Origin of the sequence: Rugamonas aquatica (assembly GCF_009380215.1) — a bacterium.
GTDB classification, from domain to species: Bacteria; Pseudomonadota; Gammaproteobacteria; order Burkholderiales; family Burkholderiaceae_D; genus Rugamonas; species Rugamonas aquatica_B.
Map to the genome: position 1 here is coordinate 452,530 of NZ_WHUG01000002.1, position 14,018 is coordinate 466,547.

At 63.1% G+C, this 14,018-nt stretch carries 15 protein-coding genes; 9 read left to right on the forward strand and 6 right to left on the reverse strand.

The window, feature by feature from the left end:
• The first annotated feature begins 446 nt into the window (after positions 1-446).
• Complete coding sequence (locus GEV02_RS06220) at positions 447-686, forward strand: hypothetical protein (RefSeq protein ID WP_008445950.1); 240 nt, start codon at positions 447-449, stop codon at positions 684-686.
• A 79-nt stretch (positions 687-765) separates the two neighbouring features.
• Here the strand turns inward: GEV02_RS06220 and GEV02_RS06225 are convergent, their stop codons facing one another.
• The 4 genes from GEV02_RS06225 to GEV02_RS06240 all read right to left on the reverse strand — a co-directional run bounded on the left by GEV02_RS06225 (position 766) and on the right by GEV02_RS06240 (position 5,821).
• Positions 766-966 (reverse strand): hypothetical protein, encoded by a 201-nt coding sequence (locus tag GEV02_RS06225; protein WP_152837159.1) that lies wholly within the window; start codon positions 964-966, stop codon positions 766-768.
• Between the two features lie 96 nt (positions 967-1,062).
• A complete protein-coding gene (locus GEV02_RS06230; protein ID WP_152837161.1) occupies positions 1,063-1,881 on the reverse strand; it encodes a glycine-rich domain-containing protein in 819 nt (272 codons plus the stop codon).
• 136 nt (positions 1,882-2,017) lie between these two features.
• Entirely contained in the window at positions 2,018-3,859 is a 1,842-nt protein-coding gene (locus GEV02_RS06235) for a CHASE domain-containing protein (RefSeq protein ID WP_152837163.1), read from the reverse strand.
• Positions 3,860-4,054: 195 nt separating this feature from the next.
• Entirely contained in the window at positions 4,055-5,821 is a 1,767-nt protein-coding gene (locus GEV02_RS06240; RefSeq protein WP_152837165.1) for a glutamine--tRNA ligase/YqeY domain fusion protein, read from the reverse strand.
• A 166-nt stretch (positions 5,822-5,987) separates the two neighbouring features.
• Between GEV02_RS06240 and GEV02_RS06245 the strand changes: the two genes are divergently transcribed.
• From GEV02_RS06245 to GEV02_RS06265, 5 genes are read left to right on the forward strand one after another with little or no spacing between them, the layout of a single operon-like run.
• The gene (locus GEV02_RS06245; protein ID WP_008445958.1) at positions 5,988-6,281 is read left to right on the forward strand and encodes a DnaJ domain-containing protein; all 294 of its coding nucleotides are present in this window, start codon (positions 5,988-5,990) and stop codon (positions 6,279-6,281) included.
• 36 nt (positions 6,282-6,317) lie between these two features.
• On the forward strand, positions 6,318-6,821 hold the full coding sequence (locus GEV02_RS06250; protein ID WP_152837167.1) for a hypothetical protein: 504 nt from the start codon (positions 6,318-6,320) through the stop codon (positions 6,819-6,821).
• A gap of 2 nt (positions 6,822-6,823) precedes the next feature.
• Positions 6,824-7,600, forward strand: coding sequence for a hypothetical protein (locus GEV02_RS06255; RefSeq protein WP_008445963.1), 777 nt, complete (start codon positions 6,824-6,826; stop codon positions 7,598-7,600).
• A gap of 14 nt (positions 7,601-7,614) precedes the next feature.
• Positions 7,615-8,487: a hypothetical protein gene (locus GEV02_RS06260; protein WP_152837169.1), complete on the forward strand. Its 873-nt coding sequence runs from the start codon at positions 7,615-7,617 to the stop codon at positions 8,485-8,487.
• Between the two features lie 16 nt (positions 8,488-8,503).
• The gene (locus GEV02_RS06265; RefSeq protein WP_152837171.1) at positions 8,504-9,709 is read left to right on the forward strand and encodes a hypothetical protein; all 1,206 of its coding nucleotides are present in this window, start codon (positions 8,504-8,506) and stop codon (positions 9,707-9,709) included.
• Here the strand turns inward: GEV02_RS06265 and GEV02_RS06270 are convergent.
• On the reverse strand, positions 9,678-10,628 hold the full coding sequence (locus tag GEV02_RS06270) for a LysR family transcriptional regulator (protein WP_152837173.1): 951 nt from the start codon (positions 10,626-10,628) through the stop codon (positions 9,678-9,680). The genes GEV02_RS06265 and GEV02_RS06270 overlap by 32 nt on opposite strands.
• A 105-nt stretch (positions 10,629-10,733) precedes the next feature.
• Here GEV02_RS06270 and GEV02_RS06275 point away from each other — a divergent pair, with 105 nt between their 5' ends.
• Entirely contained in the window at positions 10,734-11,990 is a 1,257-nt protein-coding gene (locus GEV02_RS06275) for an MFS transporter (protein ID WP_152837175.1), read from the forward strand.
• On the opposite strand, the gene GEV02_RS06280 is transcribed toward GEV02_RS06275, so the two are convergent.
• Entirely contained in the window at positions 11,991-12,665 is a 675-nt protein-coding gene (locus GEV02_RS06280) for a hypothetical protein (RefSeq protein WP_152837177.1), read from the reverse strand.
• A 119-nt stretch (positions 12,666-12,784) separates the two neighbouring features.
• Here GEV02_RS06280 and GEV02_RS06285 point away from each other — a divergent pair, with 119 nt between their 5' ends.
• Together GEV02_RS06285 and GEV02_RS06290 are read left to right on the forward strand one after the other, a co-directional pair.
• Positions 12,785-13,543, forward strand: coding sequence for a DUF1223 domain-containing protein (locus GEV02_RS06285; RefSeq protein WP_328595739.1), 759 nt, complete (start codon positions 12,785-12,787; stop codon positions 13,541-13,543).
• A gap of 130 nt (positions 13,544-13,673) precedes the next feature.
• Complete coding sequence (locus GEV02_RS06290) at positions 13,674-14,009, forward strand: hypothetical protein (RefSeq protein WP_152837181.1); 336 nt, start codon at positions 13,674-13,676, stop codon at positions 14,007-14,009.
• The last annotated feature ends 9 nt before the right edge of the window (positions 14,010-14,018 follow it).

Below are 14,018 nucleotides of genomic sequence, written 5' to 3' on the forward strand. Positions count from 1 at the left end.
GTGCGATCACCGCCCCCCGCCAACTCCCGACGAGATACGCCGCCAGCTAGGCTGGCACCAGTATCCAGACGGCGCAGATTTTCCCGCCGCATCCTCCTTGCTCTTCCCAGGCACTATCGCCCAACTGGCCGCCCTGATGGCCGTTGAATGGTGTTTTCGTGCCGCCGGCCTTAGCCGTTCCAACTGAATTTACAAAGATTTATACCTTTTCTTACAACAAATATCTTCCTAGCATAAGAAATAGGGGTAAAATCTCTCTAAATCTCACAGAAATGTCTGATGAGTTAGCCGTTCGTTAACGTAAACGTGTATTATCTCGGCTAAGCACTAAAAACCGGCATAAATGACTGTGTTTTGTAGTGCTTCATTGGTAATAGAGCTAAAAATTTTTTTTACCCATGTGTCGTTTTTTGTCTAAGACGGCCAGAAACCTACTTAAAAACATTATGTCTATCAAAGAAATCACCGCATCGCCGACCTACAACCCAAATCGCGTGTTGGACGCCATCATTGAAAAGCTGCAACTGAAAAATGATGCCGCCCTGTCGCGTGCACTGGAAGTAGCGCCACCGGTCATCAGCAAAATCCGTCACAACACGCTGCCTATCGGCGCAACCATCCTGATCCGCATGCACGAGATCAGCGATTTCAGCATTCGCGAACTGCGCGAATTGATGGCGGCCTGATGACGGCCTAGTCGCAAAGAAAACGGCGCGGACCTCTCGGTCACGCGCCGTTGTCTTATGTGGCGGGGGCGGCCAGGAATCAGGCCGACGTACTGATGGTGGTGCCGATGCGCTGGCCGCTGGTGTTGACGGTCGGCGCAGACGCCGCTTGCGGCGGCGCAGGTGGTGCCGGCGGCGCGACGCGTTCGGCGGGTTTGTCCACTGCCTTCACCGGCTCAGGCTGGCGTGGCGGTGTCGCTTGTACTGTGGCGGTACTGGAAGCTAGGGTATTGACAGCCATGATGCACTCCCGTCATCGATAAATATCCCCAGAGTATGCCACTTATTTGAGCAGCCTGCCTGTTCGCGTCGCCGTTTGTGGCGCAAACGCCAGTGCTCAGGCGGCCGGCGCGAGACGCGGACGGTCGCTGTAGAAGCTGGCCAGACGTGCTTTCTCGACGGCTGCACCGGCGTCGGCTGCGGTTTGCAGGCCTTCCGCCACTTGGCCGGGGGCCGCCGAGTAGGCGGTCACGCCTGGCGCTGCCGAATAGGCGGTCTTGGCGGTCTGGCCCGGGGCTGCCGAGTAGGCGGTCTTGGCCATCTGGCCTGGCGCGGCCGAGTAAGCCGTTTTCGCCGTCTGGCCCGGAGCGGCCGAATAGGCGGTCTTGGCCATCTGTCCAGGTGCGGCCGAGTAGGCGGTTTGCGCCATCTTGCCAGGGGCGGCCGAATAGGCGGTCGCGCCCGGCGCTGCCGAGTAGGCGGTCTTGGCGGCATTGCCCGGCGCTGCCGAATACGCGGTGGCGCTCTGGCCAGGGGCCGCCGAGTAGGCCACGTCCTGGTGCGCCGCGCCGCGCAGGTAGGATTCGCCGAAAGTCTCTTCATACAATTCCTGCATGCGATGGCCCAGGCGCTCGTGCGCTTCCAGGTCGTCCTCGCCACGCAGGCCGATGTATGGGAAGTGGTGCAGGAAATAGCCGAACACGGCGTCGCAGTCGACGGCGTATTTCATCGTGTCCAGGATATGGTAGTGCCAGAAAGTATCCACATCGACCAGCGGCGCGGTCTGCTCATTCGGGAACTGCTTCATCAGGAACAGGAAACGGCGGTACTCGGTTTCGATGGCGTTGGCGCGTTCCAGCGACCAGCCCTCGCCGGACTCTTTGTGCATCAGCTTGACTTTGATAGGTTCCAGGTCCAGTGCGTTGATGACGTTCATGGCATTTCCTTTGCTGTGATGATGCGGGTTGAAAAAAGTGGAACAAATGTAATTTTTGTCCGGCGAGAAAGCACACTTGTTGATTTTTCTCAATGTTTGTCAGGAATGTCCTAACATCGGCGGAAAATACTGAGTATTAGGTGGTTGCGTCGGCCGCCAACTGGGCGCCGGCGTTGAAATCGTCGGGTCCGTGCGGCGGCAGGTAGTCGACCGGCACCGAAATCGATACCGTGGTGCCGGCGTTGTGGCCGCCGGTGATGGCGCAATGGCCGCCGAGCAGGCTGACGCGCTCTTCGATGCCGACCAGGCCGAAGGAACCCACCTTGTTGCGGCTGCTCTCGCGCAGGCCGACGCCGTTATCGCTGATGGTCATGGTCAGCATGCCGCCGGCCTGCTTGAGCTCGACCCGCACCAGGCTGGCGCGCGCATGCTGGGCGATGTTGCTCAGCGATTCCTGCAGCACGCGGAAGAAGGCGGTGGCGCAGCGGTCGTCGATGCGGATGTCGCTCTGGTGCTCGATCAGTTCGCAGACCATGCCGGAGCGCTGGCGGAATTGCGCGATCTGCCATTCCACCGCCGCGTTCAAGCCCAGGTCCAGCACCGTCGGGCGCAGGTCGTTGATGATGTGGCGCACGCTCTTGATGGTGCTGTCGATCTGGATCAGCGTGCTGCGCGCGCGCGCGTGCAGGCGCGGATGGCGCTGGCGGGTGCGGCTGGCCAGCAGGTCGGCCTCGATGCGCAGCACCAGCAGGTTCTGGCCCAGGTCGTCGTGGATTTCGCGGGCGATGCGCTTGCGTTCCTGTTCCTTGATCTGGTCGGCATGGGCGGCCAGCTGGCGCAGCTTGTGGTGCGACTGCTGCAGCTTGGCCTGGCTGTCGCGCAATTCCTTGGTCATGGCCTTGGCCATCTTGATGGCGCGCAGGCGCGACGACGACAGCGTGTGGAACAGCAGGTAGAACAGCATGGAGCCGACGAAGCCGCAGGCCATCGCCAGCCACGGCAGGAAGGCGTCGAAGCGGCTGTACCAGACCGACTTGGGCGCGCTGAAATGCGCGGACCATTGCCGTCCGTTGAAATCCACCGGCAGCACGATGGCGAACTGGTCGGACATGCGGGCCGTGTGCGGCGTGCTGCCGCGGTTGTCGTACAGCAGGGTTTGCGGCGAGACGCTGCCGTCGGCGTTCTTGCCATCGTCGTACAGCATCAGGTGCACATCGCGCACCTGCATCTGCTCCATCGCCGCCTGCACCAGGCGCGGCACGCTGAAGCCTATGCCGACCGAGCCGATGTAGGCCGCGCGGCGCTGCGCCACGTCGGCCAGCGGCAAGTCCTTGCGGTACAGCGGCAGGCGCATCGCCAGCGCCCAGCCCTGGGCGTTGCGGGTGTTTTCGATCGGCATGCCGGAGGTGATCAGATGGCCGGTGTCGCGCGCCTGGGCGATCGCGCGCGCCGCCTGCTCGCGGGCGTTGATGTCGACCCCGAGCCGGTGGCGGAAAGGCGCGACCGGCTCGATCATGGTCAGCACCGAGTACTCGGCGCGGCGGCCGGGCGGCTTGATGGCGAAGTCCGGATAGCCGTCCGGCCGGCCGTCGCCGCTGTGGGCCGCCTCGCGCTCGAAGGCGTCGCGCCGGGCGTCGGTGACGTGCTGCGTGAAGTTGATGTTGTCGAGCGCGGGGAAATGGCGCTCCAGGTCCAGCCCGCCGACGTAGCGGTGGAAGCTGGCGCGGTCGACATGGTCGCTGGCGTCGAAGAAGCTGGCGGTGCCGCGCAGCACGTCGGTGTAGGCGTTGATGCGCGAGCTGATGTTGTACTGGGCGTTGCGGGCCTGCTGGTTGAAGCGGCCGGCGGCGTCGTATTCGATGGTCTTGAAAACAGTCACATAAAACAAGGCGCCCACGCCCAGCGATAACAGGACGCCAGCCCACCAGACGGGTTTAGTCGGCGAGAACAATTGTTTTTGCGCGAGGAACGTTGCCATATGAATTGCCTGAAGCACCTCCTGGTAGCGGGGACGTAGGCTGAATATAGGAAACTTTGGCAATGCTAGTCAAGTAAATTTGCAAATTTGATATTTGTCCTGGACGTTGTGGTGTATTTACCAATGAAAAAGGCCGGCGCCTCCCGTGGGGGAGAGCGCCGGCCTCTGGCGTGATCGCTGGCTGTCCGCCTGCGCTTACTTGGCGACCCAGCTGTCTTTCAGCGTGACGATGCGGTTGAACACCGGCTTGCCTGGCGTGGAATCGACGCGGTCGGCGACGAAGTAGCCGTGGCGCTCGAACTGGAAGCGCTGGTCCGGCTGGGCCGCGCTCATGCCCGGCTCCAGGTAGGCGGTGACGACTTCCTTGGCGTTCGGGTTCAGCAGCGAGATGAAGTCCTTGCCGCCGGCGTCAGGGTTGGCGTCGGTGAACAGGCGGTCGTACAGGCGCACTTCGGCTTCCAGCGCGGTGGCGGCGGAGACCCAGTGGATGTTGCCCTTGACCTTGTAATTGTCCGAACCCGGCGTGCCCGACTTGGAGTCGGCGAAGTAGTTGACGTGGACGGCGATGACTTTGCCGTTCTCGTCCTTGTCGTAGCCGGTGCATTCGGTCACATAGCCGTGGCGCAGGCGCACGCGGCTGCCCGGCTTGTCGTCGATCGGCGGGTAGTAGCGGAAATAGCCCTTGCTCGGCACTTCCATGAAGTCCTCTTCCTCGATCCACAGCTCGCGCGTGATCGGGAAGGTACGCACGCCCATTTCCGGGTGGTGCGGGTGGACCGGCGAGGTGCACTCTTCGGTCAGGCCTTCAGGATAGTTGTCGATGATCAGTTTCAGCGGGCGCAGCACGGCGGTGGCGCGTGGCGCTTTCGGATCCAGGTCTTCGCGGATGCAGCCTTCCAGCGTGCTCATGTCGATCCAGCCGTCGGCCTTGGTGACGCCGATGCGCTCGCAGAACAGGCGGATCGCTTCCGGCGTGTAGCCGCGGCGGCGCAGGCCGACGATGGTCGGCATGCGCGGGTCGTCCCAGCCGTCGACGATGTTTTCTTCGACCAGCTGGCGCAGCTTGCGCTTGGAGGTGACGACGTAGGTCAGGTTCAGGCGCGAGAACTCGTACTGGCGCGGCACCGGCAGCTTGAAGAAGCCGCCGGCCGACAGGGTTTCCAGCAGCCAGTCGTAGAACGGGCGGTGGTCCTGGAATTCCAGCGTGCAGATCGAGTGGGTGATGTTTTCCAGCGCGTCCGAGATCGGGTGCGTGTAGTCGTACATCGGGTAGATGCACCAGGCGTCGCCGGTGCGCACGTGGTGGGCGTGGCGGATGCGGTAGATGGCCGGGTCGCGCAGGTTCATGTTCGGCGAGGCCATGGCGTCGGCGCTGGTCTTGGCGCGCAGGATGTGCTCGCCGTCGGCGTATTTGCCGGCCTTCATGTCGCGGAAGATTTGCAGCGATTCGGCGGCCGGACGGTCGCGGAACGGCGAGTTCTTGCCGGGGGTGTTGAAATTGCCGCGGTTGGCCGCCATCTCGTCGGCTGACTGGCTGTCGACGTAGGCATAGCCTTGTTCGATCAGGTACTCGGCCATCGCGTACAGCTGGTCGAAGTAGTCCGATGCGTAGTGCAGATGGTGCTCGACGCCGCCGTCCGCTTGCGGATAGTCGTAGTCAAAGCCCAGCCATTTGACGCTGTCGATGATGGTGTCGACGTATTCCTGTTCTTCCTTGGCCGGGTTGGTGTCGTCGAAGCGCAGGTTGCAGCGGCCCTGGTAGTCGCGCGCCAGGCCGAAGTTCAGGCAGATCGATTTGGCGTGGCCCACGTGCAGATAGCCGTTCGGCTCTGGCGGGAAGCGGGTGATTACGCTCGGCATGCCCTCGCGGACGTGGGTGCCGGCCGCCAGGTCGGATTCGACGATGGCGCGCAGGAAGTTGGAGGTCAGGACGGGCGCTGGGCTGTTTTTGTCGTTGCTCATCTGAAAAGTTGGCTTTGCAAAAGTTCGAGTAAAGGGCATTTTACCGTATCCCCCCTATGGCGGCGGTGGAAATGCTGCGTTGCGGCGGCCTGAGGCGGAATCCATGCCGTCCACACGGGTATAATTCGTCTTTAATTGTTCGGCATCACGGCCCGGAGTTTCCAAAATGGAAAATTACTACAACACACTGGGTATCGCGCCTAACGCCACCGACGACGAGATCAAGAAGGTCTACCGCTCGCTGGCGATGCGTTTCCACCCGGACCGCAACCAGGCGCCCGGCGCGGAAGCGCGCTTCAAGGCCATCACCAAGGCTTATGAAATCCTGTCCGACCCGGTCAAGCGCGAGGAATACAACCAGAGCGTGAACCACCGCATCATCATCGATGCGGAGGCGGAAGCGTACCAGTTGTGGCGTTCGGTGTTCAACCTGCATGGCACCGTGCTGCCACCGGCCTGAGCCGGCCACACAACAGAAAAATAACGAAAGTTTGCAATGTCTAGAAAAGTACACCCTGAGTTCGCCTATCAATCGCGCGAGCTGGAAGGCCAGATCGAGGGCATCCTCGGCGATCCGCCCGACCGCAAGAACTACCAGCGCATGATCGACGCGCTGGTGTCCGAGTACGCCAGCGGCGGCGGCATCGAGGACGTCAACATGCTGGCCTTCGCGCTGGTCGACCACCTGGAGTTCAACAACCCGAAAGGCTTGCTGGCCGAGGCCGAAGACTACGAGTTCGGCGACGCCGCGCGCGTGTTCGCGATGGCCTCGTGCAAGGGCGAGGAAGCGGCGCGCATGTACGCGGCGCTGGAAGAGAACCTGCCGGACCTGGCGCGCCAGGCCATCATCACCGCTTTCCTGTACAAGAATCCGCGCAAGTGGGACGACGACGACCAGTCGCTGGACCAGCTGTCGGCCAACGACGACGGCGACGATGTCGACGACGAAGGCCAGGCGACCGACGACTTCGCCCAAATGTTCGATCAGGATGGAGACTAACCATGACCGAGAAAAGTAATCTGCCGGCGCTGAGCAAGCAAGTGACCGAGCTGGTGCTGGCCGGTTCGCTGAGCCACGCCGAGCAAGCCTTTGCCGAGGCGGCCGACCAGTTCGGCGACCTGGCGGTGGTGGAAGTGCTCAACAACATTCCACCGCAGGTGACGGCGCTGCACATGGCGGGTTTTGACGGCGGCAAGATGTCGCTGGCGACCTTGCTGGTGCCGCCCAAGGCCTGGGCCGACAGCCTGGCCTTCTTCGCCGCGACCTGGCCGGACGACCTGATCGAGGACGACCCGGAGCGCATCGCCGAATCGCTGTTCGCCCACATCCACGGCGTGGTGTTTTCCACCGACGACGAAGAGCGCCGCCACGAGTTGCTGGCCGCCGCCTCGGCGACCGACCATGGTTCGACCGCGTTCGCGATTCTGTTCTCGATGGCGCCGAAGGAAATCCTGGAAGTGGCCGGCGAGATCATCTCGAAAGGCCCTTACCTGACCGGCCAGACTTCGTCCGACAACGACGTGGTTCCGCTGGCGATCGCGCTGGCGCAGGCGTCGGAAGACGGCTGGGACCGCGCGCTGTTCGAGCTGTTCCCGGAGTTCCGCCACAGCGCCGACCTGGCCGACGCCGAATTCAGCGACGACCCGGACGATGAGCCGACCTTCCTGCAGCGCTCCACCAAGGAATTGCTGTACCGCTTGCGCAAGCAGGTGCCGTCCACGCGCAGCGCCGCCAAGCCTGGTTCGCGCCGCAGCCTGGGCACCGGCATTTTCTCGTGATGGGTGTCTGATACATGCTGCCAGCAATCGTCGTAGAAAATTTACCGCGCCTGACCCGCGCCATCCAGCAACTGGCGGCCCATCCGGACGATGACGCCGCCTACGCGCTGGCCGATGAACTGACCGGCATCACTGCCATGGTGGCCGAGAAGTTCACCAACGACCGCACCGCCGACGGCATCCAGAAAGCACTGCAGCTGACGGTGGGCGGCGTGTCGCTGGGCCTGGACCACGCGCTGATGCACGAGGGCGATCTGGCGGCGCTGGACTTCCTGATCGAGCACGGCGCCGAGCATGCGTTCCAGATCGGCTTCCGCCTGATCAAGGAGCTGTCGGCCTTGCCGGAGGATGCGCTGGTCGGCGAGTACGATACCGATCCGGTGTACTCGGCCCGCCGCCTGCGCGACCTGTTCATCGATTTGTGCCAGACCGATCCGAATGAAAACTGGAACGGCCTGGAGCGATACGAGGTCATGCTCAAGCAGCGCAAGGAAGTGCAGGCCGTGGTGCGCCTGGCCGGCTGGCTGCGCCGCCACAACAGCGAAGGCCCGGTCAGCGATACCGATCTGAACGCCGAGGGTGTGATTGCGCTGTCCATCATCTTCGCCATCGAAGGCGGTGGGCGCGTGGTGGCGCGCACCGGGCAGAAGGAGTTCGAGCGCTTCGTCAAGTCGGTGCGCAAGGCCAAGCCGGATTACGAGGAAGGCTGGGCGGCGCTGGTGGCCAAGGTGCCGGTGCAGCATCATCCGGTGCTGCTGGACCGTATCGCCAGCTATCGCAGCAGCTGCACGGTGATCCAGAATATCAAGGGCCGCACGGCGATGAAGACGCTGTTCGCGGAGCTGGAGAACTACGCCGGCTCCGAGCTGGACGCGGACTACTCTTGATACAATATTAAATTTAATGCAAAAACAATCTATGAAGTGGCCGCGCTCGTCGGCCGCGTGTGTGCTTGCAGGTCTGGCCCTCGTGCTGCAAGCTTGCGGTGGCGGTGGCGGCGGTGGTGGTGGGAATAGCCCTGCGGCGCAGACCGCGCCTGAGTTGACGATTACGTCGTTTTCTCCTACTTCCATCAATAAGAGCTACAAAGATGGCCAGGGCGTTGCCGAGACAGCACTTTCCTTCAACGTCGCCTACACAGCCACTGCAGGCTGGCCGAACCCCTATGTTGTGATTGATGATCCTGACCGGGTGGTTGACGTTGCCGAGCTCCCCGATCTGTCGAGCAGTACCGCCACGCTGAGGTTTTACCTCGCATCCGAGATGCGACCGGGTTCCTACACGAGCCCGATCACCGTCCATGTATGCAAGGACTCATCTTGCACTGTCGAGTATGGAGGTTCGCCGATACGGATCAACAAGTCGATTCAGATTGCCGGCCTGAAGCTCCCAAGTTCGGTGCTGCAGCTGAGCAGCGTATACCTTGAGCCTGCCGCGCCGGTTACGATGGCTATCCAGCCACCGGCTGGGGTCGTTTATGCTGCGGAGTTTGGCTTGGGGTTCGGCACCGACGGTTCGTCGCAGGATCGCTTGAGTCAATATGCGCTGCTTAGCCAAAGCGGCAGCAATGTGACGATCACCCCTACGGAGTATGCGAAGCGGCTGAAGCCTGGCAATTACAAAGGCTCGATCGAGTTTAGCGCAACTGGCTACAAGAAGCGGATCTTGCCGGTGGAGTGGAAGGTGGCCGTCCCCGCATCGGGAATGGTGCTGGAGACTTCCGATGTACGCATGGAGCACGTCGGATATTGCACGGAGGATAGCGCGATGATCGTTAAGTTTGCGCTCGATGCCGGGGTTCAGGTGGATAAGCTGGCAATTACATACGACGCTGGCATCAACCGTGACATACTTGGCAAGCCGTTGGACTGGTTGACGCCTTCGGTGGCGTCGGATTTGACAGCCGACGGACCGCTCAAATCGGTGACGCGCGACGCCGCCGGCGGCTATGTGCTGAACCTTAATGTCACGACAGGTAACGCTCCCAATGCGGCGTCGCCCAATTGCCTGCGCAATGGGACGTTCCGGGCCAATGTATTAATCGGTACAACCACCGCCGACAAGCAAAAGCACGTGACTAACGTGCCGGTCGTGTTGCACTTTTTCTGACCTGACTGTTGGCTTGGCCGGGGCGTCCCTCGCCGGCGGCCTCCGTTGCAATCGCGACGAAGGCCGCCACCAGCGGCGATACCTCATCCTTGCGCTGCGCCAGCAGCAGTGTGGTGTTGGCCTCCGGGTCCGCCAGCGGGCGGTAGCAGACGCCGCCCATGCGGATGATGTCGAAGGAGCTGGGCAGCACCGAAATGCCGCAACCCGCCGCCACCAGGCCGATGATGGTCGATGCTTCGTTCGCTTCCATGGCGATGGTCGGCAGGAAGCCGGCGGCGCGGCACAGCCGGAAAATCTGATAGTAAATCCCGGTGCCGGCCGTTTTCGGATACATGACGAATGCTTGTCCCTGAAGGTCGCTGATGGCGACCTTTTTCTTTTTGGCCAGCGGATGGTCCAGCGGCAGCACCAGCGTCAGCGGATCGTGGCGCAGCACCGTCATGCTGACGGCGTCGGACACGGCCACCTCGGGCGGGCGCACCAGGCCCAGGTCCAGCGTGCGGCCGGCGATGGCTTCGAATTGCGGCACGGTCGACATTTCCAGCAGCGTCAGCGTCACGCCCGGGTAGCGCTGGCGGTAGCGGTTGACGATGGTGGCGAACAGCGGCGTCAGCGGCGTGGAGAAGGTGAAGCCCACGCGCAGTTCGCCGGCCTCGCCGCGCTCGGCGCGGCGCGCGGTCTGCACCGCCTGCTCGGACAGCGACAGCACGCGGCGGGCGTCGTCGAGGAATAGCTTGCCCGCTTCCGTCAGCCGCACCCAGCGCTTGCTGCGCTCCAGCAGCAGCGCGCCCACTTCCGCTTCCAGCATCTGGATCTGGTGGCTCAGCGGCGGCTGGCCGATGTGCAGACGCTCGGCCGCGCGCGTGAAGCTGAGCTCCTCGGCGACGGCGACGAAGTAGCGCAGGTGGCGTAATTCCATCTTTGTTATCTTTTTAAAGTATGAGTAACGGCTTAAATATATATTGGACAGTGGTTCGGTGCAATCCTAAGATGCAGACATCGTACCTCTGAAGAGAGCTCCACCATGTCCCCGAGCGCCGCCGCACTGCCTGCTTCTTCCGCGCCATCTGCAACCCGAGCCGTGCCGCACATCACCGTGGGCAGCCCCGAATTCAAGCGCAGCAGCCGCGCGCTGTTCTTCGGCGGCTTTTCGGCGTTCGCCTTGCTGTACAGCGTGCAGCCGCTGATGCCGGTGCTGTCACATGAGTTTGCGCTGAGCGCGGCGCAGAGCAGCATGGTGCTGTCGGTGTCGACCGGGGCGCTGGCGGTGTCGCTGGTGGCGTCGAGCGCGGTGTCGGAACGGGTGGGCCGCAAGCCGCTGATGGTGGCGGCGATGGTGATCGCGGCGCTGCTGACGATCTTGTGCGCGTTTGCGCAGAGCTACTCGCAGCTGCTGGTGATGCGGGCGACGCTGGGCGTGGCGCTGGGCGGCATGCCGGCGATCGCCATGGCCTATCTGGGCGAGGAGATGGAGCCGGCTTCGCTGGGGGTGTCGATGGGGCTGTACATCAGCGGCAGCGCGTTCGGCGGCATGGCGGGACGGGTGATCTCGTCGGTGCTGAGCGACCATTTCTCATGGCGGCTGGCGCTGGCGGCGGTGGGTGTGGCCGGCCTGCTGGCGGCCTGGGAGTTCTGGCGGTCCTTGCCGGCGTCGCGGCATTTCGTGCCGGTGCTTAGTGGCTGGCGCGCATTGCCGAGCGGCTTCCGCTTGCATCTGTCCGATGCGGGACTGCCCTGGTTGTTTGTGCTGTCCTTCCTGTTGATGGGGAGTTTTATCAGCCTGTACAACTACATCGCCTATCGTTTGCTGGCCGCGCCGTTTCACTTTAGCCAGAGCCTGGTGGGGGCCGTGTCGTTCATGTATCTGCTGGGGATTTACGGTTCGGTGTGGGCGGGGCGGCTGGCGGATCGGTACGGACGCCGCCATGTGCTGTGGGCGGTGATGACCATCATGTTCACTGGCCTGCTGCTGACCTTGTCGAACTGGCTGCCGCTGATTGTGGTTGGCGTGGCGCTGTTCACTTACGGTTTCTTCGCTTCGCACTCGATCGCCAGCAGCTGGGTAGGGCGGCGGGCGACCAGCAACAAGGCGCTGGCGTCGGCCTTGTATCTGTTCTTTTACTATCTCGGGTCCAGCGTGGTCGGTTCGGCGACGGGCGTGATGTGGGGACGCGGCGGCTGGCCGGGCGTGGTGCTGGTGCTGGGCTGTACGCTGACGCTGGCGATGCTGGTGGCGCTGCGTCTGCGCCGGCTGGCGCCGCTGGGACAGGCCGAGCGCTGATCATTTTGGGCAGAGGGTGTAGCTCTTGCGGCCGTCCGGGTGGACATGGATGCAGTAGGCGCCGACGGCGGTGATGATCTTGTAGACGCGTGTTTTGTCCTCGCCGTCTGGTCTGGTCAGTTCGACGATCCTGGCGCCCTGGTACCACTTCGGCGGCACCGCGTCGTGCGCGGCGTTGATGCCGCGTTCCAGGCGGGCTTGCTTGCTGTCCGGCGGCGGCTCCGGCGGGCGCTGCCGATAGCTTGCGCGCAATTCCTTGTCGATTTTTCCCACGTCCAGTTTGGCCTGGTTCAGGATGTCGCTGGCGCTCTGCGGGCGCGGCGGGGCTGGCGCCTGGGCGAATGGATCGGCAGGCAAAGTGGTTGCCGGCGGCTGCGGATCCGGCTGTGCGGCCGGCGTGTCGGGGGCCTTTGGGGGCGGGATGGCTTGCAGTGCCGGCGTGGCGATGGGCTGCGGTGCGGGTTTGCTCTGCGGTTTGCTTTGCGGTTTGCTTTGCGGTTGGCGCGGCGGCTTGAGGACGGGGCGGGCCATCGGCAGCAGCCACTGGATCTCTTCTCGGTGCGCGCGCGGCGCATCGGCCATGTGCTGGCGCTGCATGAATGCATAGATGATCGCTATGTGCAGCAGTCCGGTGACAAGCAGTCCCGGCAGGTAGCTTCTTCGAGGTTTGATCATGCCGGGAGGATAGCTTGCAAAATAGATATTTGTCCATCTTTTAACATCTTCTTACAAAGGCTGTAAGGCCAGGGCCGGCGGCGCGACCAAGGTGGATCGTACTGAGACCTGGAGACGCCGTGAAGCATTTAATCCTGAGCCTGGCCGCTGCGGCCGCGCTGAACATTCCGCCTGCGCTGGCCGCCGGTTGCAGCGCGCAGAGTCCGGCCTACCGCATCGCGTTGCTGGAGTTGTACACGTCCGAGGGATGCAGCAGCTGTCCGCCGGCCGATCAGTATGTCAGCGGCTTGCGCGGCGAGGGCGTGGCGGCGCAGCAGGCGGTGCTGCTGTCCGAGCATGTCGACTACTGGAATTACATCGGCTGGAAAGATCCGTTCTCCAGCAAGACCTTTACCGAACGCCAGCGCTGGCTGAGCGATCTGGCCGGTTCGCGCACCATCTACACGCCCGAGATTTTTGTGGGCGGCAAGGAGCAGCGTGGTTGGCCGCGCGGCGTGGTGGATACGGTCAAGCGCATCAACGGTTTGGCGGCGCAGGCGGACATCGCCATCACACTGGGCGCGGCCGCTGCCGGTGGGCTGCCGGTTGCCGTCACGGCCAAGTCCGGGCGCGAGGGGAAGTTGTTTGTTGCGCTGGTCGAGAACGGTGTGGCCAGTCAGGTGAGGGCGGGCGAGAATCGCGGCCGTTTGCTGCGGCATGATTTCGTCGTGCGGGAGTGGCTGGCGCCGGTGCCGTTGTCGTCGGGCGGGGCCGTGGTCAGCCGGACTTTGCCGCTGCCGGCGGGCGCGGTGGCGGGCAGGCTGGGCATCGCGGCCTTTGTGCAGACGGACAAGGGCGAGGTGTTGCAGGCGTTGGCTCTGCCGGTTTGCGGCGGCTAAATTTGAGGACGCGCTGATCTGCATCAGTGCCGCCGCGATCGGCGTTCGGTGCGTCGAAACTGGCGGCAGCCTCCACTGTCGAATCTGCACGGGCACGCCTGTGCCTGAGCAAACAGAGGAGGAGTTCATCATGCTGCAAACGAACGACATCCAGCATCGGTTTCATTTATTGGAGCAAGCGATAGGGCAGGCGGCGCAAGCCTGTTCGGCCGAACCCTACATCCCGGGCGAACTGCGCGACAGCATACAGCGCCTGGACCGGCAGTCCGATACGGCCAGGGAGGTGTTGCTGTCGCAGGATCAGTTGCGCATCCATAAACTGGTGCGCGAAATGGAGCGGCTAGCGGAGCGGGCCCGGCAGGTGTGCATCAACGTGCCGCGACTGTCGGCCCACATGCGCAGCGCGGTCAATTACATGCACGGGCAGGTCATGGAGCTCAAGCGGGACTTGCGCATCAGTTCGTAACCACAAGGA